Raw genomic sequence first — 24,870 nt, forward strand, 5'->3', positions numbered from 1 at the left:
CATCTCGGGTAGAGGGGCGCAGGCCTCTGTTAAACCAACGGATCGCTGATCACCATCGAGGCGCAGGGGAGCTGACGGATCAATTTGCTGGTGCGATCACTGCCGGGAATCGGCAGACCGGCAACCCGCCTGCGCTGGGTGCGCAGGATCACCAGATCGTGTTCGCGGCTGAGGCGATGAATGGCCCCGTCGATGCCGGGCCCCCGCACGATCACGATGTGGAACCACTCCTCCGGAATCCCCAGCGGGCGCCAGCGGATCAGCTGCTGTTCCATCCAATGACGGTCCTGGCCGCTGAAGCGGGGGTCGTGCACATGCAGCAGGGTGATCCGCACGCGCTGATCCTCCGGGGCTGAGTTGATCACCCGCAGCGCCAGTTCGAACTGCTCGCGGGCACTGGCGGAGAGGTCTTTGATCGGAACGAGGATCCGGCCCAGACCGCTATCGGTCTCACGGCCCAGATTCACCACCACCACCGGACAGTGGGCCGTGCGGCAGACCCCATCAACGATGTCGCCCATCAGCCAGGCCCGGAGTTGATCGCTGCGGGCTGCACCGATCAGCAACAGATCCGCGGCCTGCTCCAAGGCTGTGCGGCTCATGCCGCCGGCGATGTCTTCATCCAGCCGCAGCAGGCTGCGGGTGTGCACAGCCAACTGGGCGCCGATGCTCTCCGCAGTGCTGAGGCGTCCGCGCGCTGCCGCAACGGCCCGGTTCAAGCCACCGCGCATCTCCTCGAGGCTGGGATTCACCATCGCCAGGGGCAACAGCACACCTTCAGCCCCCGATGAGCCCTGCACCAGCCGAGCCGCCATGCTCAGCAACCCTTTCTCAGTGCTGGGGTTGGCCACCGGCACCACGATGCGCAGGGGGCGCTGCACCACCTCGTTAACGCCGTCCAGCACCGCCGCCTCCTCCCCGAAGCTGACCGGCACCGCATCGGGGCTGGGATCCTTGAGCCTGGTCACCGACTGCTCGGTGAGGATCGGCCCCAGGGTGGCCGTCACCACCATCACCGCCAACACGCTGTTCAGCACGGTCTGATTGAGCAGGCCCGCCTGGTAGCCGATGAAGGCCGTGGCCAGGGTCGCCGCCACCTTGGGCATCGTCAGCGACCACATCATCAGGATCTGGGCGCGGCGATAACCGAACAGCCGTCCGCTGACCCACGACGCCAGGCCCTTGCCGCCAATGGCGCCCACCAGCATCAGCGCTGTGAACTGAAAGTTGCCCAGGCTTTCGCCAAGGCTGCCCAGATCCAGCAGCAATCCCAGATCGATGAAGAAGATCGGGATGAACAGCACGCCACCCACAAAGATCACCTGCTCCTTCACCCGGCCCTCGGGCAACACGGAATTCACCGCCAAACCAGCCAGGAAGGCGCCGACGATCTTCTCAACGCCGGCCAGCTCAGCCCCCAGGGAGGCCAGGAACAGGGCCACCAGAACAGCAAGCACCATCCGGTTTTCATCGCTGATGCCGCGCAGCACCAGGCGCCGGCCCAGCCAGCGGATGCCGATCACCACCACCAGAGCGAAGCCACCGATCTTGAGCAGCAGCAGGCCCAGGCCCAGCCCGCTGAGGCTGCCCTGGCCCAGCCCCACCGCCAGCAGCAGCAGAGCCACGATGTCGGTGAAGATCGTGCTGCCCACGCTCACCACCACCGACTCATCCTTCTGGGCGCCGTAACTGCGCACGATCGGGTAACCCAAAGGGGTGTGGGTGGCCATCAGGGCGCCGAGCAACAGGCACGACACCGAAGCGAAGCCCGCCATCAGGCCGATCGACACGCCCGTGCCCACACCGATCAACAGGATCAGCAGGCCATAGATGAACGAGCGACGTTTGACCCGGTTGAACTCCTCCAGGTCGATCTCCAGACCCATGGTGAACAGTAGATACACCGCCCCGAGATCGGAAAGCAGCCGCACCGTTTCGCTGCTGCTGTCGACCCAGTTCAAGGCATGGGGGCCCACCACCACACCAGCCGCCAGCAACCCCACCAGATCGGGCAGACCCAGCCGCCGGATCAACGGCGGCACCGCCGCACTGATCGCCACCAACATCGAGAACACCCCGAGGGGGTGATGCATGACGTGGCTGATCGAGGCCTGCATGGCCATGGCTGCACCGCCGGCTTGCGGACCCAGCATGGTCGCGGGATCTGCCGGCAACAACAGCTGCTTCAGGAAGCGATAAGCCCTTCGCCGGCCTGGACCTGCCAGAGGTTGGTGTAGATCCCGCCCTGGTCCACCAGGCTGTCGTGGCTGCCCTGCTCCACAATCCGGCCCTGGTCCATCACCACAATCCAGTCGGCATGGCGCACCGTACTGAGCCGGTGGGCGATCACCACGGTGGTGCGCTGCTGGGTGATCTGCGCCAAGGAGCGCTGGATGGCGGCTTCGGTGTCGTTGTCCACCGCAGCGGTGGCTTCATCGAGCACCAGCACTGGCGCATCCTTGAGGATGGCGCGGGCCAAAGCGAGGCGCTGACGCTGTCCGCCGGAGAGGCGCTGCCCCCGCTCCCCAACAAGGGTGTCGTAACCCTGGGGCAAGGCGTCGATGAAGCCAGCGGCTTCCGCCAGGCGAGCGGCCTGCTCAATCGCCACCGGATCGGGATCTGCAACGCCATAGGCGATGTTCTCGGCCACGGTGCCGTGGAAGAGGTAGACGTCCTGACTCACCAGAGCGATGCAGCGGCGCAGGTCCTGCAGCTGCAGGGTTTCGATGGGGAATCCATCCAGACAGATGCGTCCGCCATTGCGCTCATAGAGCCGCAACAACAGCTTCACCACGGTGCTCTTGCCAGACCCCGTCGCCCCGACGATGCCCAGGGTCGATCCCGCTGGCACGGTGAGATCGAAACCCTTCAGCAGCGTTGATCGGCCGGCATAGGCGAAATCCACCGCTTCAAAGCGAATCTCACCCCGCAGCCGCTGCGGATCCACCGGCACCGTTCCTCCCTGGATCAACACCGGCGTATCGATCAGATCGAGCACCCGTTGCGTGGAGGCCATCGAGCGCTGGTACTCATCGAGGGTGCGGCCAATGGCGGTGAGCGGCCAGAGCAGCCGCTGGGTAATGAACACCAGAACGCTGTAGGTGGCCACCGGCAGTTCCCCGGCCAGGGCCTTGAACCCACCGATTAACAGGATCGCCAGGAAGGCGAACAGAATCGCGAAGCGAATCAAGGGAATGAAGGCCGCCGAGAGACGAATCGCCCGGGCATTGCTCTGGCGGTAGGCCAGGCTTTCCGCCCGCAGGCGCTCCAGCTCCAGAGCCTCAGCGGTGAAGCTCTTGATCGTGAGCATCCCCCCCAGGTTGTTGGCGAGCCTGGAGGCGAGGTCGCCCGCCTTTGCACGCACCTCCCGATAACGAGGCTCCAGCCGGCGCTGGAAATGCAGCGACCCCCAGAGAATCACCGGGATCGGCAGATAGGCGAACAGGGCCACCTCCGGCGCCACCATCGCCATGCCGATGCCCACCACCAGCACCGTGGTGATCAACTGCAGGATCTGGTTGGCACCCCGATCCAGAAACCGTTCGAGCTGGTTGATGTCGTCATTGAGCACCGCCATCAGGCGACCGGTGCTGTCCTGCTCGAAAAAGGCCAGCTGCAGCTTCTGCAGATGGTCGTAGGCCTCGAGCCTGAGGCTGTGCTGGGTTGTTTGCGCCAGGTTGCGCCAGAGCACGTCGTAGAGGTACTCGAACAGCGACTCCGCCGCCCAGATCACAAAGGTGAGCAGGGCCAGGCCCCACAGTTGCTGGCCGGCGGTCTTCAGACCGAAACCCGCCAGCACAGATTGCTCCTTGAGCAACACCACATCCACGGCCAAGCCGATCAAGATCGGCGGGGCCAGATCGAACAGCTTGTTGAGCAGGGAGCACAACACCGCTACCACCACAAGTCGGCGCTGCGGCGCCAGATGGCGCAACAACCGCATTAAGGGGGAGCGATTTGCTGAAGCTTTCCTGAGGGTTCGTTCCGACACGGTTTTCACCCCTGAAGACGCACTACAACGGAACCACAACTGAAGGAGGTGCCATGAGCCGATCAAGGTCGTTCAACCGCTTTCACCGTTACCTGGCGCGGCAGAAACGTCGCGGACTGCGAGCTGTCTTGCCCCAGTTCCAGGACGCCCGTAAGCATCAGGAAAGCCCAGCCAACAGCAGCGGTGGTGTGCTGCGTCGGCTGAGCTTGCGTGAAATGGAATTGGACCTGATGGAGGCCGAGGCCTGAGCCTCAGCCGCGGTAACCGCCACCACCACCACGGGGGCCGCCGGAGCGCTCCCGAGGGGTGGCTTTGCTTACGCGGATCATGCGGCCCATCCACTCCACATCCTGAAGATCGTCGATGGCCTTCTGCTCATCGGCATCGTTGACCATTTCAACGAAGGCGAAACCGCGTTTGCGGCCCGTCTCGCGATCCAGGGGCAGGCTGCAGTTCTTGACCTCGCCGTACTCACTGAAGAGATCGAAGAGGTGCTCCTGCTCCGCCTGGAACGAAAGATTGCCGATGTAGATGGTCATGGACCGTGGAACCGTTGAACGTGCTCAGTCGCTTGAGCTGGTTCCGAAAGCTCGGAAGGTGCCAGTGCTCAAGCTTGAACCCGATGACGTTACAGGGCAGTCGCACGAATCAACACAAAAAAAAGAAGCAATTGCGAAGACTCGCCAGCAACCGAGCCATCCACTCCATTGTCAGAAGACCCTGACGCAGGAGAGAGATGACATTCGACAGCCTTTGTTTCCAAGCCCTGGCCTGGACCGCCGACGGAGAGCTGGATCCCGTGGACAAACTTGTGCTGCTCAACAACTTGATCCGGCAAGCCACGCCGAGCGAGCAGATCGAGCTGATTCAGGTGGTAGAGAAATTAGCCCTGCTTCAGCCCGAGGCCACCGTTCAAGTGAGCCATCTCTGACGGTTTTTGATCCCCGAGGATCAGAGGCCGTAGGTCTCGGCAGCCTTGGCCTTGCATGTGGCCTGGGCCGTCTGGATCCCCGCCGCGTTCTGCACCTCGGCGAGAAAACAACGGCAGGTGTCATCCACCATTCCCTCCGGAGGAACGGTCCCAGCCCTATGAAGCTCGGCCTTGACGGCCGTTTTGCAGAACTGGGTGATCAGGCTGTTGTCCGAGGCTGAAGCAGCCAGGGGAGCCGACATCAGACCAACGGCCAACAGCACACGCATCAAGAGGCCTTGCTGATTTGCAGTTCGCGGTTCATCACGCGCAGGCGTTGAAGGCTGTTGAACACATCTTCCGGCATGCCCTTGGGAAGATCCACCAGGCTGTGATTGTCAAAAATCTGGATGCGGCCGATCATCCGGCCCTGCAGACCGGTCTCGCCGGCGATGGCACCCACCAGGTTTCCGGGTTTGACCCGATCGCGGTGGCCCACCTCAACGCGGTAGCGCTGCATGTTCTCCTCAGGAGCCCGGGCCGGACGCTCGCGCCGCTCACGGCGGTCCCCTGAATGGCGATCGCGGTCGCGGTCATTGCGACGGGTGTTCTGAATCCAGTCGTCGTCGCCCTTACGCAACAGCGCATCGGGGCCGATGGCCAGGTTGAGTGCCGCCATGGCCAGCTGCTCGGAGCTGAGCTCAAGTTCCGTGGCCACCCGCTGCATCAATTCCTGGAGCAGGGCCGCTTCATCGGCGTCAGGGCGTTGCGATTGGGCCGCATCACTCAAACGCTTGCGCAAGCGGTCCAGCCGTCCCTGGTTGATGGCCGTGTTGCCGGGCACCTCCATCGCTTCGATCGGCTGGCCCGTAGCCCGCTCGAGGTTGCGGATGAAACGGCGTTCCCGTGGAGTCACGAACAGAACCGCTTCTCCGGTGCGTCCAGCCCGGCCCGTCCGGCCGATGCGGTGCACATAGGCCTCGCTGTCGAACGGCATGTCGTAGTTGATCACCAGGCCGATGCGCTCAACATCGAGACCCCGCGCTGCAACGTCGGTGGCCACAAGGATGTCGACCGATCCACTGCGCAGCCGCTCCACAGTGCGTTCCCGTTGGTTCTGGGGAACGTCGCCATTGAGCACCGCCACCTGATGGCCACCGGCCTCAAGGGTTTCGGCCACGGTCAGGGTGATCGCCTTGGTGCGGGCAAAGATGATCACACCCTCACCACCACAGGCGTCGAGAACCCGCTGCAGGGCCTCGAGCTTGTGCGGCATCGGCACCGTGATCGAACGCTGACGGATCCGCTTGCCTTCCTGATCCTTGGTGCGGATTGTGACCTCAGCCGGGTCCTTGAGATAACGCTTGGACAAGCGACGGATCTCAGGGGGCATCGTCGCGGAGAACAGCACCACCTGACGCTGCTCAGGAAGCTGATCGAGGATCCACTCCACATCGTCGATGAAGCCCATGCGGAGCATTTCGTCCGCTTCATCGAGCACCAGGCTGCGCAGACCGCTGGTGTCGAGCGTGCCCTGACGCATGTGGTCCATCACCCGGCCGGGGGTGCCCACCACCACATCAACCCCGCGCCTGAGGGCACTGATCTGGGAGCGGAAATCCGTGCCGCCGTACACCGCCAGCACCTTCAGATGGGGATGGCCGGCGGAATAGGCCTTGAACGATTCGGCCACCTGCATCGCCAGCTCCCGTGTGGGGGCGAGCACGAGGGCCTGGGGGGTTTTCTGGCCGCTCTCGAGACGCTCGAGCAACGGCAGGGCAAAGGCTGCTGTCTTGCCGGTGCCGGTCTGAGCCTGCCCCACCAGATCGCGGCCGAGCATCAGCTCGGGGAAGGCCGCCTTCTGAATGGGAGAAGGTTCGCTGTATCCCTTGTCCGCCAGGGTGCGGAGCAGGGCCTCACTGAAACCAAAACCGGCAAAACCGGATTCCGGTTCAGCCGATGTGATGGTGGTGGTGAACACCTCAGCATTGGTGTTGGATTCCGGCAGATCGGACGCAGAAAGATCCACTGCGCAGGCGGAATCGTCGCGCTGCTGTTGCTGTTCAGTCATGAAAGGTGGCTTGGCCTGATTGATCTCTGAAATCAGGCTCACAACCTCCCTGCAACGTAAGAGTTGCGCTCTGGTTGTGTTGCCTACGCTTCAAAGGTTGGCCATCAAGTTATCACCCGGCCGTAATCATCCTGCAGCCGTTCGATGTCGTCTTCCCGCAGATCATCACCGTGCTGAACTTCCAGAATCAGCAGATCTGACCCGTCTGAACGGGCGCGATGCACAGCGCCGCAGGGGATCGAGAGCATGACGCCCGCGCTGGCGGCGTGCCAGGTGTCTTCGCAGAGCAGAGCCCCCGAGCCGGACACCACGGTCCAACTTTCGCTGCGATGACGATGCCGCTGTAGGGATAACTGCTGCCCGGCACGAACCAGCAGCCGTTTGACCAAATAGTTGTGCCCCTGGGTCAGCGTTTCGTACCAGCCCCAGGGACGCTCAACCCGCATCAGTCCACCCGCGTCAGATCTGCGTCACCAGGTCAAGGCTGGCACGGGCACGGGTGATGGCTGTGTACAGCAATCGGCGTTGATGTTCTGCAGCCGGGCCATCCTCAAGGGGATCTGGCCAGAGCACGATCACCCGATCCGCCTCACTGCCCTGGGCCCGATGGATGGTGAGCGCAACCGCCGGCTCCAGACGCCGCAAACGGGCTGGATGCAAACGACGCACATGCAGCTGGCCGTCCGGATCCACCACCTGGAACAACAGGCGTCGTTCAGAGCCTGCCCCGATCACCACCCCGAGGTCACCATTGGCCAAGCCCAGTTCCGGTTGGTTGCTGCCGCAGATCACCGGCAAGCCGATCGGCCAACGCTCGACCCTGCCGGCGGCATTGGCCCCCAGCAGCGTGCGGTGCACATCATCAAGACTCCACGGTCCCCGGCGACGTGGACAAAGCAACAGGTCCTGCTCGAGCAACGCAAACAAAGGCCGGGATGCCGCCATCAGCTCCTGCTCGGTGCAGCGGTCGAGATCAACCGTCAGTGCCTGCAACTGCTGGAGGCGCTGAATCCAGCGCTGGCGCACCAAGGCAGGGAAACGACGCAGGGGCCAGGGATGCACCTGAAGATTGGCCTGCTCAGGCAAGGCGGACAGATCCGCTGCAAAGACCTGCAGATTCCCCTGGCGCAGCTGTTGCGCCACCTGGGCCAGGGCACCGCGGTTACGGTAGGTGCGCTCCAAATGCACGGCGCCGGCACCGAAACGACCGCGCACGTCCGGCTGCTGCAGCCGATGCCAAACCGCTCCACTCCCCACCGGCGGCAACTGAGCTGGATCCCCCACCAAGAGCAGCCGGCAACCACTGGGCAATGCCTCCAACAGAGCCTGGGTCAAGGCCAGATCCAGCATCGACATCTCGTCGATCACCAGCAGATCCAGCTCCAGGGGACGCTGGCGGTGCCTGCCGAAGCCACGGCTTCCGGCCTCCAACCAGCGGTGGAGGGTGCTGCAGGGCAACGGAGCCCGCTGCGCCATCACCGCCTCCCCCAGGCGCCGGGCCGCCTTGCCGGTGGGGGCCGCCAGACCGATGCGCAGGCCGGGATGGCGGGCTTCCGCCCGGGCCAGAATCTCCACCACCGTGCTGGTTTTGCCCGTGCCCGGACCACCGCTGAGCAGCACAACCGAGGCCTGATCCAGGGCGCGCACGGCGGCGCACTGTTCAGCGTTGAGACGATCCGACAGCTCGGGATCGGCAGCCTCGACGGGTTTGGGAAGCGGAGCATGGGCCCGCTCCACCAGCTCGGCCACCACCTGCTCCATGGCCTGCAACCAGCGGCGCCAGCCGAGCCGATCACCCTGGAGCAGCAGGGGGGAGGCATCCCCCTCCAGCCAGCCACTGGATTGGGCAGCGGCCAGCCGCTCCGGCGTCAGCGCCACCGTCAACTCCCCCTGCTCCAAGGCCAGCACCAGATCGCGGCTGAGCTCCTCCAGGGCGGGGCCATCAGCCCGGGGCGGGATCCGTCGCCGCAGGGCGGCATGGAGTCCGGCCGTGAAGCTGGAGGGCCAGGTGCTGGTTCCCTGGGGCAGCTGCTCCGTCACGCCGGCACCTCCCCCAGGGCTCGATCCAGGGCCGCAATGCGATTGAGCGGCACGGGTTCAACGATGCGCCCCGGCCCAACAGCATCTTCTGGAGAGGCAGTCACCGCTCCGGGCATCCCCCGCAGGAAGCAATAGACGTAGCCCCCCAGATGCTGCTCCGGGTCGTAATCCGGCAGCCGCCAACGAAGATGGCGATGCAGAGCCACCAGGTAGAGATGGGCCTGCAGGGGGTAGTGGTGGTGCAACATCTGCTCCTCCATCGCCTCCTGGGAGTAGTGATGCGGACCGCATAGCCCTGGCTCAGCGCCGGTGCGCCGTTCACCGATCCAGTTGCTCTTCCAGTCGAGAACCCACCAGCGTTGGTGCTGGGGGTCCTGGAACACCAGATCGATGGAACCGGTGAGAAACCCACGGCTGTTGATTGAGAGCGATGCCAGGGCCGGGCTGTAGGTGCGGCCAAAACGGGCCTCAGCATCACAACCGAAGGCGGCCACCAGATCGGCCGTGCGCACGTGCTGCACCGGCAGATCAAAACTGAGTTCCGGCAGGCGCTGGTGCGGCCCCAGCCGATCCAGCGACAACGCACCCAGCGGTCCCCCCAGGGGCGTCTGCAACACCTGCTCCAACCCCGTCAACACATCGTTCTGAAGATCTGGATCAAGCCCGGCCCGGCGCAACTCGGCGGCGATCAGCTCGAGCCGTTGGCGGGGTTCAGAGGCCTCCGCCGCAGAGAAGGGGAACTGTTCGAGGATCCGGTGCAGACAGTCCCCGGCCCCGGCCCCGCGCGGGAAGGCCGCCAGCGGCCCCGTCTCGGACCATGCCGGTTCTGCCCTCGCTACCGTCGATTCCACCATCGATTCCACCGTCGATTCCTCAGCGCCGGGATCGCGATCACGACCCTGTTCATGCAGCTGAACGTCGTCGGATGAGGCAATCCAGGCCGAATAACTGGCCCGGCCCCAGCTCCGGTCGATCCGCTTGGGGATGGAACCAAGGGCCAACGGCTCGGCCCGCAGCGGAGACCGCCAACGCTTGCCGCTGGGCAGGCTCTCGACCAGGCCATCGATGCTGATCGGAACCTGTCGCTCCGCCAGGGCTTGGCTCATCCGCTCATCGGTGAGGCTGTCAATCGCATCGCCAGCGGCCTCAGCTCCGAATAACCAGGCGGGCAAGGGGGAATCCTCCTGGCCGTTGGCCCTGGCCCAGATCAGAACCAACTGGGATTGGGCTCGGGTCACCGCCACATAGGCCAGCCGCTCGGCCTCGGCCGCGGCCTCCCGCTTCGCCTGTTGCGCCGCCTGCCAGCCCTCCCCCCAGTGGACATCCACCCGCACCAGGCACTCTGCGGAGCGGGGGTCACGCCAGAGCGGACCGGACACGACGGGGGGGGACTGCCAGAGGTAGGGGCAGATCACCACCGGATATTCCAGACCCTTGCTGCGATGGACGGTGACCACGGCGATGGCGCTGTCGGCCTGATCGCTGTGGGGCTGGCGAGCCTCAGGCACCGGCTGGCTGGGGTGCAACCGCTCCCTCCGCAACCAATCCGCCGCGGTGGCCACATCAAGCCCCTGGCGGTGCATCGCCTCCTGCACCAGCCGCGCCGCCTGCTGCAGATCCCCCAGCATCCGGCCCCGTTCCGACAGCCCCGCCATCTGTTCACCCTTGAGCAGATCAGCCAGCGCCCCGAGCAGGCCCAGCCGCGGCATCGCCTCAGCCAAACCGCGCAACTGCAGCGCCAGCTGATCCAACAGGGCCGGCTCCAAGGCATCGGGCGCGATGGTCATCAGTCCCGAGCAGGCCAGCAGACGCAAGCGAGCGTCATCGCCCGGTTCCGCCAGGGCATCGAGGAACCATTGCAACAACAAGGCAGCCTCACTTTCGAGCACATCCCCCTGGGTCACCAGGCGGGTGGGGAGTCCGCAAACCCCAAGGGCGCGACGCAGGTCTTCCGCCTGTTGATGACGACTCACCAGCACGCAGAGATCTGCAGGGGTGAGGTCGTCCCGTTGCTGCAGCTGCTCCAGCACCATCGCGGCGAGCCGCTGGGGCAGCTCTGCTTCCAGAGCACTGCGGCTGGAGGGCGTCTCAGTGGAAAGCAGCAGCAGTTGCAACGCCGGGGCATCCTGCGGTGGGGTGGCGGAGCTGCGGGGCTGCACCGCAGGCACAGGCAGTTCAGATCGAGGGAGACCCGGAGCCATCAAGCGGTTCAACCCCTCCATTAGAAGTGCCGTTGTGCGGAAGTTGTCGAGCAGGTGATCGATCCGCTCCACCTGATCCCGCGCTGCCATGTAGGTGGCCAGATCACCACCCCGGAAGCGGTAAATCGCCTGCTTGGGATCCCCCACCATCAGCAGGAGGTGGCGTTCACCACCACCGAAGGCCCGCTGCAGCAGACGCCACTGCACGGGGTCTGTGTCCTGAAACTCATCCACCATCACCGCCCGGTAGCGCTGTTGCAGCGGGGCAAGCCAGGCAACGTCGCCATCGCCCGGGTCCATGGCGGCCAACAAACCGCCAAAGGTGATCACCCCGCGGCGGCGACGGCGGCGGTCCAGCTCCTGCAAGCCCCGTTCCAGCAGGTACTGCCAGGTGCGCTCAATCGGTGCATCCCAGAGCGCCGCAACAGCGGCCTGCAGAGCCGGCGTCACCAGGCTGGGGTCGGTCTCACCGCACTTGCGCGCGACCTTGCACCAACTGCCGGGGTGGAAGTACTCCTTCAACGGCTTCTCATGGGCGGCAATCTCCAGCAGTGACGGCACTGCGGTCTGCCCATGCAGCCACTGGTTGATCTGCGCGCAGCGATCACTCTTGGGCTTTGCCGAATAAGGGGTGGTGGTTTCACAGCCCTGGGCTTTCCACTGCTCGGCCGCCTGACGGAACCCGGCATCCAGGGCGGCATGGTCCCGCTGCCAGAGCGGCACGAACTCGTCCCAGAGCTGCGCCAGCCAGTGCTCCAGCTGTGGGGCGAGGGGCTGGTCGAGATCGATCGCCCCATCAACGGCCCTGAACCGCGGCTGCTGTTCGCCATCGAGTTGCGCCAACCCCCTGCGCAGGGTCTGGGGCGAGAGGCCGCGTTGACGCAACGCCTTGAACTGATCCGGCGGCAGGCTGAGCAGTTCCTGTTGCCACAGGTCCTGAACCACCTCGGCCTGGAGCGCGGTGGCGTCGGTGTCCAGCTGAGGCTCCATCGCCGCCGCGTTGCTGAGGGCCAGACGGCGCAGACTGCGGCGGCAGAAGCCGTGGATGGTGGTGATGTCGGCCCGGTCCAGCTGTTCGAGGGCCACCAGCAAGCGCCGAATCCACCGCTGACGCGCCTCCCCTGGTTCGGAACCCGACAGCCACTCCACCAGGACGGGGTCTGGAGCGGTAGCCTCCATCCCCCGCTCCAGCTGCTCAAGGCCCTGCAACGCCAGCTGCAGCCGCTGGCCGATGCGGGAGCGCAGCTCTTCGGCCGCCGCATCGGTGAAGGTCACCACCAACAACGCCTCGAGGGCGTGGTCGGCCTCCGTGATCAGCCGCAGGCAGAGATGCGCCAGAGCAAAGGTTTTACCGGTGCCAGCGCTGGCCTCAAGCAGGCGGACCCCAGGGCCGAGGGGGTAGGTGTTGGCATCGAAGCGCTGGGCCATGGATGGAGTCTGCTCAACTTCGGCCTCAAAACCAGTGTTAACTTCCATTAAGCAGCTGGCGAAAGCTGCGAACTGGACTGGGTGTTGTCACACCCCAGAACAGAAGACGACCTGAGCGAGGGCCTGAAGAACCCTCGCTTTTTTATGGGCTTGTGAACGGATGCAACCCAACCCTTGAGAGAACATGGGCTTGTGCGGGTGCGGGGCCATCAGGCCAACACGTTGGTGAAAGCCACCGGCCTGTTTTGTCCCCCGAACGTCGTCAGAAATTGGCCCAGCTGCTGGTGCGCAAAGCCGCCGCTGTTGAAAGCATCAACCAGGAACATCGGGCCTACTTCTTCCGCCGTCAGGCCGGCGAGCCCATGGTGATTTCCAACGAACGCATGCGCGAAATGCTCGACGAGCTGTTCGACTAACGCAGCTGGGCCAGAAGCGGGCCATACAGCAGCTGACACGCCTCCTGGAATCCGGCCTCATCCATCAATTGCTCCGCAGCGATCTCCGTGCCGAAGCAGAGCTGCATCACCGGGGTGGCCCCTTCGTCCTGCCAGGTCTTGCGGAAGTCCTGCGGCCCCTCCCCCGGTTTGCGCCGGTCTTTGGCCACCATCTGCCAGCCGCTCTTCGGGGGGACCGGCCAGCACCGCTCCAGCCCCTGTTGCGCCAGCCGCACCAGCTGCTGCAGCTGGTGCTTGGCTTCAGCCGTCGGCAACGCCGACCAGCGCAAGTGCACCTCGGCGCCGGCAACCCGAGTGCTGCGGGCCACCACCGCTGAGCCGGCAGCAGGCGCCAATCCCTCAGCGCACAGCAACAGATGCTGCAACCAGCCGCGCATCACCGCCGCGGCCGTGAGCATGCCGGGCTGCACCACCACCTGGGTGTCGCCGGCGTAGAGCAGGGGCATCGGCAGACCGGCGAGCACAGGCACCTCCCGGCGGCAGGGACCAAGCGATGCCAGCTGCCGTTGCAGGGCCTGCCAACGCTGCTGCAGTTCCTCTTGCTCAAGGGCCGCACCAGCCCCCGCCGGCAGCACACCCTGGCCCGCCAGCGACGTCGTCCAATCCGGAGCCGATCCAAGAATGAACTGCTCCTCAAGCTCGTGGTTGAGCAGCAAATAGCGCTGCAGGCCCTCCAACTCGAGCGCCTCAAGATCCTCCACCGCCTCAATGCCTTCTCCAGGCCGCAACCCCCGTGCCTGCAACCAGGCCTTCTGGGGCTGCTGCATCCAAGCCAGCAAGGCTTCAGGGTCCAGGGCCAGGTCGTCTCGGTCACGTCCCTCGGCCTCTACCTCGTCATCGACATCGACATCGTTCAGGTCTTGCTGCCAGAGCGATGCCCAGGCCAGCCCCTGGACCTGATCCGACACCGGAGCACGATCCAGGCAGCGCCGGGCCTCCAGCTGGCGGCGATCACAGCTGAGCGGCGCCTCGGGCCGGAAGTTCTCACGGGAGAGGGGGTTCGCGGCCGGCGTGATCAACAACCCCTCCGTGGAGGCACCGGCCCGTTGCAACTGCTCCTGCAGCACCGCAAGCCACTGCTCCACCGGCGCAGCAGGCGGCTGGGGCTCACCGGTGCGCTCCAGCCGCCCGCACCAGCTGATCAGCAGATGACGGCGTGCCGACATCAAGGCCTCCAGCAGCACGTAGCGGTCCTGGTCGCTGCTGCGGGGATCCCCCAGGCGCCGTTGCTGCTCGAGCAGGTGAAAACCAGGGCGGCGACTCGGGCGCGGAAAGTCAGCGCTGTCGAGGCCCATCAAGACAACCACCTTGTGGGGAATCGCCCGCATCGGCTCAAGGGCACTGATGGTGAGGGCGCCACTGCGGTGACCGAAGCGACCGCTGTCCACTGACAAGGCCTCCTGCAACACCTCCAAGGCCACGGCTGCATCGAGGTCCAGAGGGCAGTCATGGGCCCGCAATCGCCACTCCTCAAGGGCCGCCGCCCAGCTCTGCGACTCATCGGCCCAGGCCCCACCCTCAGCGAACAGCTCCTGCAACAGGGTCTGCAGCAGCTGCACCCAGTCATGGCAAGGCCGGGGCTGCCTAAGGCGATCGAGCATCCGCGCCAAACGGTCCAGCAGCGTCCACCAGCGCACCAGGCGATCGGGATCCAGCTCCTGCTGGAACGGTGCCGCCCCTGCTGGAGCCAGGCCCGGCTCCACCGGCAGCACCAGGCCCAGCAGCCAACGGTCGAGACACCAACGCAGGCTGTGCACCTCGTCTCCGCCACGCTCGCGGGCATCCAAGCCCCAGCGAAAACCGCTGCGTTGCAGCGTCTGGGTGATCAACACCGCCTCCTCCGGCGTGAGTCCCTGCTGGCCCTGCAGGGCCGGATTGGCCAGCAGACGTTCCAGCCCCGTGGCAGTGAGGCGTGTGGCCGCCAGCTCCAGCAACGTGAACATCGCCATCGACAACCCCGGACTGCTCTGCTGACTGCGGTCGGTGAGGCGCCAGGGCAAATCGACACCGATGGCCGCCGTGTCGTTGAACACGGAGCTGAGCAGCGGTGCATAGCGCTCAATCTGCGGCGTCATCACCAGCACATCGCGGGGCGCGAGATCGGGATCGGCCGCCAGCCACTGCAGGATGCGATCACGCACCAGTTGCACCTCCCGCCAAGGTCCCGGCGCCGCTTGAAACAGCAGCGACTGGTCGTCTGAGGAACGCTCCAGTGCGGGAACGCTGTCGGCATCCACCAGCTGCTGCTGAAGCTGATCGAGCAGGGTGGGCTGGCGCTCTTCCGCTGCGGCCATCTGCAGGGAACCTGCAAACAGATCCCCTTCGCGTCGCTCCCCCAGCTGCGCTTCACCGGAGCCCTCCAGCAACTGCTGAAATTCGGCACCCATCCGCCCAAGCACGGCCTCCAGGCGCGGCGCCTCCGCCAACCAGCCCCCATCGGGCGGAACCAGCCAGTCATCCCCCATCGAGGCACGCCGACTGCCGCAGCGCTGCCACAGATCCGGACACGGGGTGAGCAGGTAGATCTCCACCTCCAGCAGACCGGACAAGGCCTGAATCAGATCCACCTGCACCGGTGCCAGGGCACTGATGCCAAACAGCCGCAGCCGCTCCGGCAGCAGGGCTGGATCAACGTCTCCTCGCCGGAGACGATCGACGGCCTCACGCACCTGCAGCCCAAAGGGAGCCCGGGGAAGCCGTTGGGCCAGCAGTCGCCAGAGCACGGGCTGCCAGTCGTCATCGGGCCGCGGCCGTTTCCACTGCTCCAGTTGATCGGGGCGGTAGAGGGCGTAATCGTCCATGGCATCGGCGATGGTGCGTGCCAGCTGCCAACGGTCCCGCGTCAACCCCGAGGCGGTTCCTTCACGCTGGCTAAGCCAGGTCCGTAGCGGCTGGGCGACGGGCTGCTCCAACAGCTCTGGCAGCAGCTCGAGCACAGCCCACACCAGCTGGCCCGCTCGCCAGGGATCGTCCTCCTGCGCGGGGAGATGCAGCACCTGGCGCACCAGCTGCCGCAGGCGACTACCCGGGAAGGGGAAGCGCACCAGGGAACTGATGCCGTTGGCCGTGGCCAGCTGTTCCCCCAACCATCGGCTGGTGGGCCAGGTGTTGACCATCACCTCCACCGTTTGAAGGGGGCCCGGCTGCTGCTCGATCAACTGACGGGAGAGCAAGCGAGCCAGAAATTCAGCCCTGTTGCTTCGATAAACCGTCAGCAAGGGCCAACTCCAGCAAGCACGGCATCGGTTGCAGCTCCTTCAACCTGAACGACCGCATCCGTTTGCGGGCAGTAGGCCGATAAACAACCGCCGTAGACCGCACCGGTGTCGATCAGAACAATCGCGCCAAGGCGTTCCACCTGGGGACGGGGCGTATGGCCCACAACAACCTGGCCAAAACGACCGTCATAGGCCTCCCAGAAGGGATCACGAATGGAGAGGTCCGGTTGACCCGCTGCATCGAACCCGGCATGGGTGGCGCACCAACCGTCACCGCGATAAACGAGCGGGAGCTGTTGCAGGCGCGGCAACCATTGGCGAGCGCTGCTGTCGCCCAACTGGGCATAGGTGGCGTGCTGACTCAAGCCGTCCCTGGATTTCAGGGCATCAATGAGGTCTTGCTCATGGTTCCCGCGCAGCCATGTGGCACGGCCGGCCTGGACCAGATCCCAGACCAGATTCATCGTGGTGGGAATGGCCTCACCACGGTTAATCACATCCCCGCAGAAGACCAGATGGTCGTTCGGCGGCAGGGTGGCGAGGAGTTGGCATAGGGGCTGATGGCAACCATGCACATCTCCAATCACCCAGTGCCGGCGGCTGTGCAGGTACAAAGCAACAACCTGGAGATACGTCAATTCTGATGCTCAGCCAGGCAGTGCCAAGAATCCGGCATGCAGATCAGAACAAACCGAGAAAGCGCTTGCGTTCCTTGGGTTGGCTCGGGTCTGGCTTGGGTTTTTCGGGGGTTTCCCGGCGGTAGCGGGGCTTGGCATCACCAACGGTGACCAGGGGATCGTTGTTCTTGAACCAGATCCAGTCGCGAATCGGCGACGTCTCCGTGAGATCCCGGCGGGTCAGCCCCAACCCCAGCTTGGCCGAAGCCCCCAGCAGGATGTCCACCATCGCGTCCCCGTCGGGACAGGTGGCCAAGGCCTTGTTGGTTTTCTCCGCACCATCGAGGGCCTGCACCAGGAGTGCAATGCGCTGCTTAACGGGAAGGGAACTGGGATTCATCAGACGGCACCGGCAAGGGCATCGGGAATCCCTGCGGACGGTGCTTCAAAGGTCCCCACAACCACAAACTCCAAACGGAGTTTGAGGAAGGTGATGAAGGTGGGATCGGTGGACACCACAGCGGCAGCGGGCTGGGGAATGGTTGCCTTGAGCTCAGCCAGCTCAGGAGAGGAGAGGAAAGCCGGTTGCTTCACCAGCCAGAAATCGATGGTCTTGCCGGTTTCGGCGAAGTTGCGTTGGCGCTCCCGCAGCACTTCCTCCAACGGCTCCTCCACGGTGAGGAAGCGCTCGCTGGCTGCAACGAAGTGATAGGTGGTCATCCGGGCGCCTGTCCGAAAAGGGGATCAAGGCGGGGATTCTGAACCAAGACCTTCATATCCCGCACAGCCTGTTGCAGTCCGACGGCGACAGAGCGGGCCACGATCGTGTGGCCAATGTTGAGTTCTTCCATCCCAGGGATGGCCGCGATGGGCTCAACGTTCTGATACGTAAGGCCATGGCCGGCATTGACCCGCAGACCGAGCTGCCGGGCGATGGCCGTGCCCTCCTGCAAGCGCGCCAGCTCCTGGGGCTGGGTGCTCCAGTCCGCATCGGCATAGCGCCCCGTGTGCAATTCCACCCAGCAGGCCCCCGTGGCTTTGCAGGCCTGGAGTTGGGTGGCCTCCGGATCCACAAACAGGCTCACAGGTATCCCGGCGGCCTGAAGGGTTTGCACCATGGCCCCCAGGGAGGCCTCTTGTCCGGCCACATCCAGGCCACCCTCCGTGGTGACCTCCTCCCGCCGTTCCGGCACCATGGTGACCATGTCGGGCTTGATCCGCAGCGCAATCGCCACCATCTCCTCGGTGGCGGCCATTTCCAGGTTGAGGCGGGAGCGCACGGTCTGGCGCAGCAACTCCACATCCCGATCCTGGATGTGACGCCGGTCTTCCCTCAGATGCACGGTGATCCCATCTGCCCCACCGAGTTCGGCCAGCAGTGCCATCGACACCGGGTCTGGCTCGACGGTCCGCCGCGCTTCACGGATGTTGGCGATGTGGTCGATATTGACGCCGAGGCTGGCCATGACGGGGCAGTCGTTGGCCGGATCTTATGCAGCTTTGCCTGGGGGATTTAGGTTCTCAGGCATCGAATCCGATCAGCCCGTTGCAAGCGGCCCTGGCGACCCGAGAAAACAGCCTGCGTGTCGGCATCGACAGCTTCTGGGCCCCCCTGGCGATGTTCACCACCCAGGATCTGGCGCTGCGCCTTCAATTCCGTGAGCGTCTGGTGCTCAACCCAGAGCATCTCCCCCATCAGGGCCCGGTGCTGCTGGCACCGACGCACCGCGCCCGCTGGGATGCCCTGATGCTGCCGATGGCCGCCGGCCGTCGGGTCAGTGGCCGCGACTGCCGCTTCATGGTGACCACCACCGAAATGCGGGGGCTGCAGGGCTGGTTTCTGCAACGGCTCGGCTGCTTCCCAGTGGACCAGGGACGGCCTTCGATGACCACCCTGCGCCTGGCCATCGACCTGCTGGCCGACGGACAGCAAGTGGTGATGTTCCCCGAAGGCAGGATTCACCGGCAGGACGCGGCGATTGAACTGCGGCCCGGCCTGGTGCGTTTAGCCCAACTAGCCAAGAGCCGCGACGTTTCCGTTCCTGTGGTTCCCGTTGGCTTGGGCTACAGCCAGGCCCCACCGCGGCCCTTCAGCCGGGCAGCGCTCTGTTTCGGAGCACCGCTCAGCGTGCCACCCAAGGGAGATCGCGAAGCGACGCGGCAGTTCAACAGCGAACTCGCTGCGGCGATGCATACGGCTGAACAAGCGGCCCGTGCTGCCGTTGGCCGACCGCTTCAGAGCTTCTAAAGTCCGCCCACGTTTTCTTGCTGATCTCATGGGTTGTCGCGCATTGCTGACGACTGCTGTACTGATGGCAACCCTGGGCGTCACCGCAGCTCCCGGCATCGCCCAAACCTCAGCCGAGAACCGCGTTCTGGCTCAGAGCAAGGGTGGATTCAACCCGGCGTCCGTTCGTTTGATGCTGACTGAGGGCGATGCAGCCGCCAGCCGAGGGGACCTGGCCGAGGCGCGGGCTGATTACGACAAAGCCCGCAAAGCCTCCAATCAGCTCCTGGCCTTCTATCGCGACCTGAGTGGTGCCTTCCGGGGGCTTGATGCTCGGATCCCCCGTGAGATGGACACCAAGGGCCGTGAAGCCCTGGAACTGCTGGCGGAAACCAACCTCCGCCTGGCAGCCCTGTTCCGCCGTCAGAACCAGCCCGAAGTGGCTGTTCCGGTGCTTGTCGAGGTGGTCAAGCTGATGACGCCGGCCAAGCCTCAGGGTCAGAAGGCTTATCAGAGCCTGCTGGAACTGGGCTTCGTTGAAACCGAATTCCGGGGTGCATCGGCTGCCGGCCAATGAGCCGGTCTGTCAGCATCTGAGCCAGTCCTCTTTTGCACAACCGCCGCCATGGTGCAGCCGGATGCCGTTGAAGCCGCGATCCAACAGGTCATTCCCGACGCCAACGTCACCGTTGAAGACCTCACCGGTGGCGGTGATCACCTCCAGGTGACGGTGGTGTCGTCTGCTTTTGCTGGCCTTTCACGCATCCGTCAGCATCAAATGGTGTACGGCGCGCTGCAGCAGGAATTGGCCAGCGAAGCGATTCACGCCCTCGCCCTCAACACCTCAATACCTTCGGACGCTGCGTCCGCTTAACGCCAACTAACGCTCAACGATGGACCCCTCCACCAAAGCTCGCATCGAAACTCTGGTCGCTTCCAGCCCGATCTTCGTGTTCATGAAGGGCTCCAAGCTGATGCCCCAGTGCGGATTCTCAAACAATGTGGTGCAGATCCTGCACTCCCTCGGTGTGGCATTCGAGACATTTGACGTTCTCTCTGATCCAGAGATTCGTCAGGGAATCAAAGAATTTTCCAGCTGGCCCACCATCCCCCAGGTGTACGTGAAAGGGGAATTCATCGGCGGTTCCGACATCCTGATCGAGATGTACAACTCCGGAGAACTTCGCGAAAAGCTGGAAATCGCTCTCGCTAGCTAACTCAATAGCCCTTGGGATGGCGCATATACAAGGTGCTCACATCCCCGTCAGGGCCAATAAAGCTGGAGGGATCCAGGATCCAGCGATCAATCAATTGCTCAAGACGATGCTGAGAGCGGGGATCAAGCGATCCTGACTTCCGCAATGCATGCAAGTAGCCATCGGAGTACAGCCGCAGCTCCGAAGGTGTGTGATATCTCGTCGTCAGCTCCTGACAGGCATCGCAGAGCGATTGGAAATGGCGGATGGCTTCAGGGTCGTCGAGTGATGTCATGAGATACAACAGCAGCCCCTGCTACCAGCCTGCCAGGAATTTCGGCTTAGCGTAGGCGCGCCCGGGCCGATCCAGTGACCTCCACTCCCCACGACCTCACGGCGGAAGCATCTGCAGCCAGCTCTGATCCGGTAGTGATGCCAAGTGCAAGCACCGGTCAGGAACCTTCGAGAGTGTTGGTGGTCGAGCCGCACCCCACCCTGCGCACGGTGCTGGTGCAGCGGCTGCGTCAGGACGGTCATCTCACCGCAGCAGTGGCCAACGCCGCTGAAGCTTTGGACGTTTGTCAGGAACAGTCTCCCGATCTCCTGGTGAGTGCAGAACTACTGGAGCGCAGCTCCGCCCTGCGCTTGGCGGAGCAGCTGCGTTGCCCTGTGATTGTGCTGACCGCACGGGCCGGAGCCGAGCCGGTGGTGGGCCTGCTGGATGACGGTGCAGACGATGTGCTGCGCAAACCCTTTGGCCTCGAGGAACTGGCCGCCCGCTGCCGAACCCTGCTCAAGCGGGGGCACAGCGGCCTGCAAGAGCGGGTCACCGTTGGGCCTCTGGAGGTTCATCTGCTCCTCCGCCATGTGACGCTGCGGGAGCAGCCGGTGGAGCTCAGCCCCCGCGAATTTGCCCTGCTTTGTGCACTCTTGATGCCGCCTGGGCTGGTGCGCAGCCGGCAGGAACTGCTGCGAATGGCTTGGCCTCCCTTCAGCGGTGGCCCCCGTTCGGTGGACACTCAGGTGTTGACCCTGCGCCGCAAGCTGGAGCAGGCCGGTCTGGGCGAGGGCGGTGGAATCACCACCGTACGTCAGCGGGGCTACCGCTTCAGCCTCGACAATCTGCCGGCCAGCTGAATCAAGTGAATTCATTCCAGTCACCGACTGGAATTCTGGGGTCGGGGCCAATCAACGCCAACCCGAAGCACCCTTTGTGCTTAAGCCCCTTGAAGAGACCTTAATTCGTCTTGTGATGACGCAGGGCCTGCTTCAGCTGAGCCTCTTTGGTCGGGACCAGATGGTGCGAGGTCACCCAACCCAATTCACAGAGGTGATTCGCGCAGACCTTGAGCTGAACCGTGCCGCAGGGGAGGTTGGTGAGTTCGGTTGTCATCCGATCGGAACAACTGCATCGATTTCAACGTCTGTGCGACCCATGGCAACGCCAGACATCTGGACAAAATCAAGAGTTGTTTGCAGGAGCGTCTTCATTGCTTGATCAGCGCAGCCGGGTCAACATGGCGCTGTCGACACCCGGGAGCCCCCGCCGTGATCGGATTAACCAGGCTGTATTGCAACCAGGGAGAGAGATTTCTCCTCATCGACGTTGCCTCAGAAGAGGCTCCAACACGAGCCGAAGAGCTGCTCAACGAGGGCTGGGAGATCGAAGCGGCAATACCGGTCTGAAGCGAGACAGCGTTTTACGTCCGGATTGGGAGTGGCTGGTGGGATGACGTCCCTGGAATGGGGGAGCTGCGCTGGTGAACAAATCCCTCAAACGGGGGAGTTGCTCTCAGACAGGAACAGAGATGGTGTGCTCAGAGAGGAGAACAGGATGCTTCCATTGCTCACCATCGCCCACATGCAAGTGGATTGCTGATGCCTGAACGATGGCGTCGGGGAGCCTGATGCCTGCCGAGGGTGTCTCTGAAACAGGCTGAGAGCCATACAAGACCCATCAAGGGAAAGCAGGAGGCGCGGATTGTCGCCATCCATCTCCCGACCAAACCTCACACACTCCACCCCGTCAGCAATGGCGGAGTTTTCTGTTGAAAGAAACAGCTCTGGTCAGCCTGGATAACCCGCCGGCAAACTAATCCAGCCCTGGGCCAGCGCCAGAGACGTGACCAGTTCGCCGGCGATCATGAGCACGGCCAATCCAGCCAAGAGCTGATACGTCCAGGGCGGGGTCAGACGCCCGATGCCCTTTGTCGACACAGGGGTGTTGGCGGCCAGCAGCTCCAGGAATCGATCGAAGCGCTCAATGCGTTGCGGCAGGAGCTGGTGGCGCAGATCGACTGCCTTCACGTAATACACCGTTCCCCCCTGACTGGTGCCAACGGGAACCAGGGCCCGAATGTCCTGCCAACGCATGGACCAGCCGCGCCGCAGCAACCAGCGGATCCAGGCGGGGTAACGCACCTGAATGCCTTCGGCATCGGTCTCCACCCGTTCACTCAACAGACCGATAACCAACACCAAGCCCAGCAGCAGCCCTGCCACCATCAGCCAGCGCGACTCGGCAGGGGCCAGCAATGGCAAGGGCAGCACCAAGGCCCCATACAGGCTGAGCAGGGTGAAGCGGATCAGGGGCGATAACCCGAAACGTTCGATGCCGTTCATCGGTCATCTGGAGAACCGGGCAGCGGTTCAATCAGTTCAGACGGTTGGTAGGTGCCACCGAACACCTCCTGTTCACGCCCCTTCCAGAACTGACCGAGCCGCATCAGATCGGCATGGGCCTCCTGCACCTTCTCGAGGTAGAGCTGAGGATCCATCGAGTCCTTTGCTTCCTTGAGCTTCTTGAGCCGCAGCATCTGCAGATTCCAGGGCTTGGTCAGCTCGCCCCTCTGCTCGAGGTAGCGGGCCAGATCGTCCGACGACGGCTGAAACTCAGGCGGCATCCCAACTCCTATGGACGGTCACGCTAGGAAGAAGATCAGGCCGGCAGCGCCCAGGGATTGAGGCCCAGGTCGGCCCCAACCCGATGAGCACAGGCAAACCCACTGAAGGCCACAGCGTTGAGGCCCTGGCCGGGGAAACAGGAATCACCCACGCAATAGAGGTTTTTCAGGCCCGTACGGTTGAACGGCATCGGCAGCAGTCCCGGCAATTGCATCGCCGGAATCGGGCCGTAGCTGCCCTGAAAGCGACCCAGAAAACGCCGGTGACTGCGGGGCGTGCCGATTTCCTTGTGGGTGATGGCATCGGCGAGGCCGGGAAGGATCGCCTCCAGGCGCTGGATCAACCGTGCAGCATCCGCCTCCTTTTTCTCGCGGTACTGGCTGGGGGTCAGTCCCTGCCAGGCCTCCATCGATGAGGGCGTGAAGGTGTGAACGATGTGATGCCCGGCCGGTGCCAGATCCGGATCCAGCAGCGAGGGCATCGACACGAAGATCACCCCCTGCTCGTCCTCCATCCGGTTCCAGTCTTCGAGCAGAAGGTGATGGCAGTGGGTGCCGGCCGGAATCAGGTCAGCCCGAACCCCCAGATGCAGCGAAAGGAACGAAGGGGAAGGCACATAACGCTTGCGCCAGAACTGCTCTTTGCCCGGCGTGTGGGCGGCATCCACCAGGGCCTGGCCGGAGCGGCGCTGCTCATCACCCGCATCCGAGAAGGTATCCCAGCGAGTTGCATTGGAGATCACACGCTTGGCGCGGATGACCTCGCCATCGGCCAGCTTCACGCCAACCGCCTGATCCTTCTCGATCAACACCTCGGTGACTCGGGCCTTGTAGCGAATGGCGCCGCCGTGACGTTCCAATCCCTTCACCAGCTTTTCGGCGATCACGCCGACGCCTCCCTTGGGGTAGTTGATCCCGCCCGCATGCCGATCGGAAAACACCATGCCGGCATTGATCATTGGCGTGCGATCCGCCGGCATCACCGACCAGCAGAAGCACTCGATGTCGATGAACTTGAGCAGCTGCTCATCCTTGATGTGTTCGCGGGCCACCGCACCGACGTTGCACGGCAGCCAGCGGGCCAGCCCCAGACAGGCCAGTGGTGCCTTGAAGAACACCTTGGTGAGGTAGGCCGGATCCTCCAGCGAGAGAAGCGGCATGGCATCGAGGCAATTGAACACCTGCCAGCAGGTGTCGTAGAAGCGGCGGATCCCCTTCGCCTCATGGGGAAACCACGCCGTGAGATCGGCGATGAACTGCTCGTAGTCGCGATCCACAGCGATGCGCAGCCCACCGGGCATGTGGTACTCGAGCTGGGCGGGGTCGGGGATGGTGTCGCAGTGCTCCCCCACATCGGCGAGGGCCCGGGTGAGCAGGTTGGTGAAACCCTTCTTGCCAAAGCCGAAGATCATCGAGGCCCCCACATCGAAGGTGTAGCCCTCGCGTTTGAAGGCACCACCACTGCCGCCGGGGATCAGATACCGCTCCAAAACGAGGGTCTTGGCTCCCTTGGCCGCCAACTGACTGGCGGTGACCAAACCACCGATGCCGGAACCGATCACAACGGCATCCCACTGCTGGTTCTCGCTCATGGCATCGCTTCTTTGGGGGTG

26 protein-coding genes are annotated in these 24,870 nt (G+C 64.1%); 8 read left to right on the forward strand and 18 right to left on the reverse strand.

The genetic code is table 11. The features are described from left to right. Positions 1-29: 29 nt before the first annotated feature. Positions 30-2,123: a cation:proton antiporter gene (locus DXY03_RS09200; RefSeq protein ID WP_115010234.1), complete on the reverse strand. Its 2,094-nt coding sequence runs from the start codon at positions 2,121-2,123 to the stop codon at positions 30-32. Positions 2,124-2,185: 62 nt separating this feature from the next. Then, on the reverse strand, positions 2,186-3,943 hold the full coding sequence (locus tag DXY03_RS09205; protein ID WP_170952033.1) for an ABC transporter ATP-binding protein: 1,758 nt from the start codon (positions 3,941-3,943) through the stop codon (positions 2,186-2,188). A gap of 101 nt (positions 3,944-4,044) precedes the next feature. Here DXY03_RS09205 and DXY03_RS09210 point away from each other — a divergent pair, with 101 nt between their 5' ends. Beyond that, on the forward strand, positions 4,045-4,239 hold the full coding sequence (locus DXY03_RS09210) for a hypothetical protein (RefSeq protein WP_115010153.1): 195 nt from the start codon (positions 4,045-4,047) through the stop codon (positions 4,237-4,239). 3 nt (positions 4,240-4,242) lie between these two features. On the opposite strand, the gene DXY03_RS09215 is transcribed toward DXY03_RS09210, so the two are convergent. Beyond that, on the reverse strand, positions 4,243-4,530 hold the full coding sequence (locus DXY03_RS09215) for an RNA-binding protein (protein ID WP_011364605.1): 288 nt from the start codon (positions 4,528-4,530) through the stop codon (positions 4,243-4,245). Between the two features lie 197 nt (positions 4,531-4,727). Here DXY03_RS09215 and DXY03_RS09220 point away from each other — a divergent pair, with 197 nt between their 5' ends. Further along, complete coding sequence (locus tag DXY03_RS09220; protein WP_115010154.1) at positions 4,728-4,922, forward strand: hypothetical protein; 195 nt, start codon at positions 4,728-4,730, stop codon at positions 4,920-4,922. 20 nt (positions 4,923-4,942) lie between these two features. Here the strand turns inward: DXY03_RS09220 and DXY03_RS09225 are convergent, their stop codons facing one another. From DXY03_RS09225 to DXY03_RS09245, 5 genes are all read right to left on the reverse strand, one after another. Then, complete coding sequence (locus tag DXY03_RS09225) at positions 4,943-5,191, reverse strand: hypothetical protein (RefSeq protein ID WP_115010155.1); 249 nt, start codon at positions 5,189-5,191, stop codon at positions 4,943-4,945. Further along, a complete protein-coding gene (locus DXY03_RS09230; protein ID WP_115010236.1) occupies positions 5,191-6,972 on the reverse strand; it encodes a DEAD/DEAH box helicase in 1,782 nt (593 codons plus the stop codon). Before DXY03_RS09230 ends, DXY03_RS09225 begins: the two co-directional genes overlap by 1 nt. Positions 6,973-7,076: 104 nt before the next feature. Beyond that, a complete protein-coding gene (locus DXY03_RS09235) occupies positions 7,077-7,418 on the reverse strand; it encodes a phosphomannose isomerase type II C-terminal cupin domain (protein ID WP_115010156.1) in 342 nt (113 codons plus the stop codon). Positions 7,419-7,431: 13 nt separating this feature from the next. Then, a complete protein-coding gene (locus DXY03_RS09240) occupies positions 7,432-9,012 on the reverse strand; it encodes an ATP-dependent RecD-like DNA helicase (RefSeq protein ID WP_115010157.1) in 1,581 nt (526 codons plus the stop codon). Then, on the reverse strand, positions 9,009-12,641 hold the full coding sequence (locus DXY03_RS09245) for a UvrD-helicase domain-containing protein (protein ID WP_115010158.1): 3,633 nt from the start codon (positions 12,639-12,641) through the stop codon (positions 9,009-9,011). Before DXY03_RS09245 ends, DXY03_RS09240 begins: the two co-directional genes overlap by 4 nt. Positions 12,642-12,886: 245 nt before the next feature. On the opposite strand from DXY03_RS09245, the gene DXY03_RS12640 reads away from it, so the two are divergent. Continuing rightward, positions 12,887-13,057: a hypothetical protein gene (locus DXY03_RS12640; RefSeq protein WP_006851171.1), complete on the forward strand. Its 171-nt coding sequence runs from the start codon at positions 12,887-12,889 to the stop codon at positions 13,055-13,057. Here the strand turns inward: DXY03_RS12640 and DXY03_RS09255 are convergent. The 5 genes from DXY03_RS09255 to DXY03_RS09275 form a co-directional block, all read right to left on the reverse strand. Then, positions 13,054-16,314 carry an exodeoxyribonuclease V subunit gamma gene (locus DXY03_RS09255; protein WP_115010160.1) on the reverse strand — a complete coding sequence of 1,087 codons (3,261 nt, stop codon included), beginning with the start codon at positions 16,312-16,314 and terminating at the stop codon, positions 13,054-13,056. The two genes, DXY03_RS12640 and DXY03_RS09255, sit on opposite strands and share 4 nt — an antisense overlap. Then, positions 16,308-16,928, reverse strand: a complete 621-nt coding sequence (locus tag DXY03_RS09260) for a metallophosphoesterase (RefSeq protein ID WP_115010237.1) — start codon at positions 16,926-16,928, stop codon at positions 16,308-16,310. Before DXY03_RS09260 ends, DXY03_RS09255 begins: the two co-directional genes overlap by 7 nt. Before the next feature lie 67 nt (positions 16,929-16,995). After that, a complete protein-coding gene (locus DXY03_RS09265; protein WP_115010161.1) occupies positions 16,996-17,331 on the reverse strand; it encodes a hypothetical protein in 336 nt (111 codons plus the stop codon). Next, on the reverse strand, positions 17,331-17,651 hold the full coding sequence (locus tag DXY03_RS09270; protein WP_115010162.1) for an MgPME-cyclase complex family protein: 321 nt from the start codon (positions 17,649-17,651) through the stop codon (positions 17,331-17,333). The genes DXY03_RS09265 and DXY03_RS09270 overlap by 1 nt, the downstream gene beginning before the upstream one ends. Further along, positions 17,648-18,397, reverse strand: a complete 750-nt coding sequence (locus tag DXY03_RS09275) for a pyridoxine 5'-phosphate synthase (protein ID WP_115010163.1) — start codon at positions 18,395-18,397, stop codon at positions 17,648-17,650. The genes DXY03_RS09270 and DXY03_RS09275 overlap by 4 nt, the downstream gene beginning before the upstream one ends. A gap of 26 nt (positions 18,398-18,423) precedes the next feature. On the opposite strand from DXY03_RS09275, the gene DXY03_RS09280 reads away from it, so the two are divergent. From DXY03_RS09280 to grxD, 4 genes are read left to right on the forward strand one after another with little or no spacing between them, the layout of a single operon-like run. After that, a complete protein-coding gene (locus tag DXY03_RS09280; protein WP_115010164.1) occupies positions 18,424-19,179 on the forward strand; it encodes a 1-acyl-sn-glycerol-3-phosphate acyltransferase in 756 nt (251 codons plus the stop codon). 28 nt (positions 19,180-19,207) lie between these two features. After that, entirely contained in the window at positions 19,208-19,735 is a 528-nt protein-coding gene (locus DXY03_RS09285; protein ID WP_115010165.1) for a hypothetical protein, read from the forward strand. Between the two features lie 48 nt (positions 19,736-19,783). Next, the gene (locus DXY03_RS09290) at positions 19,784-20,032 is read left to right on the forward strand and encodes a BolA family protein (protein WP_115010166.1); all 249 of its coding nucleotides are present in this window, start codon (positions 19,784-19,786) and stop codon (positions 20,030-20,032) included. 19 nt (positions 20,033-20,051) lie between these two features. Next, entirely contained in the window at positions 20,052-20,375 is a 324-nt protein-coding gene (gene grxD / locus DXY03_RS09295; protein ID WP_006851683.1) for a Grx4 family monothiol glutaredoxin, read from the forward strand. Position 20,376: 1 nt separating this feature from the next. Here the strand turns inward: grxD and DXY03_RS09300 are convergent, their stop codons facing one another. After that, positions 20,377-20,649: a DUF6761 family protein gene (locus tag DXY03_RS09300; protein ID WP_115010167.1), complete on the reverse strand. Its 273-nt coding sequence runs from the start codon at positions 20,647-20,649 to the stop codon at positions 20,377-20,379. 74 nt (positions 20,650-20,723) lie between these two features. On the opposite strand from DXY03_RS09300, the gene DXY03_RS09305 reads away from it, so the two are divergent. Continuing rightward, a complete protein-coding gene (locus tag DXY03_RS09305; RefSeq protein WP_115010168.1) occupies positions 20,724-21,491 on the forward strand; it encodes a response regulator transcription factor in 768 nt (255 codons plus the stop codon). A 100-nt stretch (positions 21,492-21,591) separates the two neighbouring features. Here DXY03_RS09305 and DXY03_RS12345 read toward each other — a convergent pair whose 3' ends face one another. From DXY03_RS12345 to crtH, 4 genes are all read right to left on the reverse strand, one after another. Beyond that, on the reverse strand, positions 21,592-21,747 hold the full coding sequence (locus tag DXY03_RS12345; RefSeq protein WP_170950645.1) for a hypothetical protein: 156 nt from the start codon (positions 21,745-21,747) through the stop codon (positions 21,592-21,594). A 674-nt stretch (positions 21,748-22,421) separates the two neighbouring features. Next, on the reverse strand, positions 22,422-22,976 hold the full coding sequence (locus tag DXY03_RS09310) for a hypothetical protein (RefSeq protein WP_115010169.1): 555 nt from the start codon (positions 22,974-22,976) through the stop codon (positions 22,422-22,424). Further along, complete coding sequence (locus DXY03_RS09315; RefSeq protein ID WP_115010170.1) at positions 22,973-23,257, reverse strand: hypothetical protein; 285 nt, start codon at positions 23,255-23,257, stop codon at positions 22,973-22,975. Before DXY03_RS09315 ends, DXY03_RS09310 begins: the two co-directional genes overlap by 4 nt. 35 nt (positions 23,258-23,292) lie before the next feature. Continuing rightward, positions 23,293-24,849: a carotenoid isomerase gene (gene crtH, locus DXY03_RS09320; protein ID WP_115010171.1), complete on the reverse strand. Its 1,557-nt coding sequence runs from the start codon at positions 24,847-24,849 to the stop codon at positions 23,293-23,295. Positions 24,850-24,870 lie beyond the last annotated feature (21 nt).

It is taken from the genome of Synechococcus sp. N5 (genome assembly GCF_900473925.1).
GTDB lineage: Bacteria > Cyanobacteriota > Cyanobacteriia > PCC-6307 > Cyanobiaceae > Parasynechococcus.

Coding starts and splice junctions, on each gene's coding strand:
- DXY03_RS09200 (WP_115010234.1), bottom strand. CDS start 2,123: ATGGCCATGCAGGCCTCGATCAGCCACGTCATGCATCACCCCCTCGGG.
- DXY03_RS09205 (WP_170952033.1), bottom strand. CDS start 3,943: ATGCGGTTGTTGCGCCATCTGGCGCCGCAGCGCCGACTTGTGGTGGTA.
- DXY03_RS09210 (WP_115010153.1), top strand. CDS start 4,045: ATGAGCCGATCAAGGTCGTTCAACCGCTTTCACCGTTACCTGGCGCGG.
- DXY03_RS09215 (WP_011364605.1), bottom strand. CDS start 4,530: ATGACCATCTACATCGGCAATCTTTCGTTCCAGGCGGAGCAGGAGCAC.
- DXY03_RS09220 (WP_115010154.1), top strand. CDS start 4,728: ATGACATTCGACAGCCTTTGTTTCCAAGCCCTGGCCTGGACCGCCGAC.
- DXY03_RS09225 (WP_115010155.1), bottom strand. CDS start 5,191: ATGCGTGTGCTGTTGGCCGTTGGTCTGATGTCGGCTCCCCTGGCTGCT.
- DXY03_RS09230 (WP_115010236.1), bottom strand. CDS start 6,972: ATGACTGAACAGCAACAGCAGCGCGACGATTCCGCCTGCGCAGTGGAT.
- DXY03_RS09235 (WP_115010156.1), bottom strand. CDS start 7,418: ATGCGGGTTGAGCGTCCCTGGGGCTGGTACGAAACGCTGACCCAGGGG.
- DXY03_RS09245 (WP_115010158.1), bottom strand. CDS start 12,641: ATGGCCCAGCGCTTCGATGCCAACACCTACCCCCTCGGCCCTGGGGTC.
- DXY03_RS09265 (WP_115010161.1), bottom strand. CDS start 17,331: ATGAATCCCAGTTCCCTTCCCGTTAAGCAGCGCATTGCACTCCTGGTG.
- DXY03_RS09270 (WP_115010162.1), bottom strand. CDS start 17,651: ATGACCACCTATCACTTCGTTGCAGCCAGCGAGCGCTTCCTCACCGTG.
- DXY03_RS09275 (WP_115010163.1), bottom strand. CDS start 18,397: ATGGCCAGCCTCGGCGTCAATATCGACCACATCGCCAACATCCGTGAA.
- DXY03_RS09280 (WP_115010164.1), top strand. CDS start 18,424: ATGCAGCTTTGCCTGGGGGATTTAGGTTCTCAGGCATCGAATCCGATC.
- DXY03_RS09285 (WP_115010165.1), top strand. CDS start 19,208: ATGGGTTGTCGCGCATTGCTGACGACTGCTGTACTGATGGCAACCCTG.
- DXY03_RS09290 (WP_115010166.1), top strand. CDS start 19,784: ATGGTGCAGCCGGATGCCGTTGAAGCCGCGATCCAACAGGTCATTCCC.
- grxD (WP_006851683.1), top strand. CDS start 20,052: ATGGACCCCTCCACCAAAGCTCGCATCGAAACTCTGGTCGCTTCCAGC.
- DXY03_RS09300 (WP_115010167.1), bottom strand. CDS start 20,649: ATGACATCACTCGACGACCCTGAAGCCATCCGCCATTTCCAATCGCTC.
- DXY03_RS12345 (WP_170950645.1), bottom strand. CDS start 21,747: ATGACAACCGAACTCACCAACCTCCCCTGCGGCACGGTTCAGCTCAAG.
- DXY03_RS09310 (WP_115010169.1), bottom strand. CDS start 22,976: ATGAACGGCATCGAACGTTTCGGGTTATCGCCCCTGATCCGCTTCACC.
- DXY03_RS09315 (WP_115010170.1), bottom strand. CDS start 23,257: ATGCCGCCTGAGTTTCAGCCGTCGTCGGACGATCTGGCCCGCTACCTC.
- crtH (WP_115010171.1), bottom strand. CDS start 24,849: ATGAGCGAGAACCAGCAGTGGGATGCCGTTGTGATCGGTTCCGGCATC.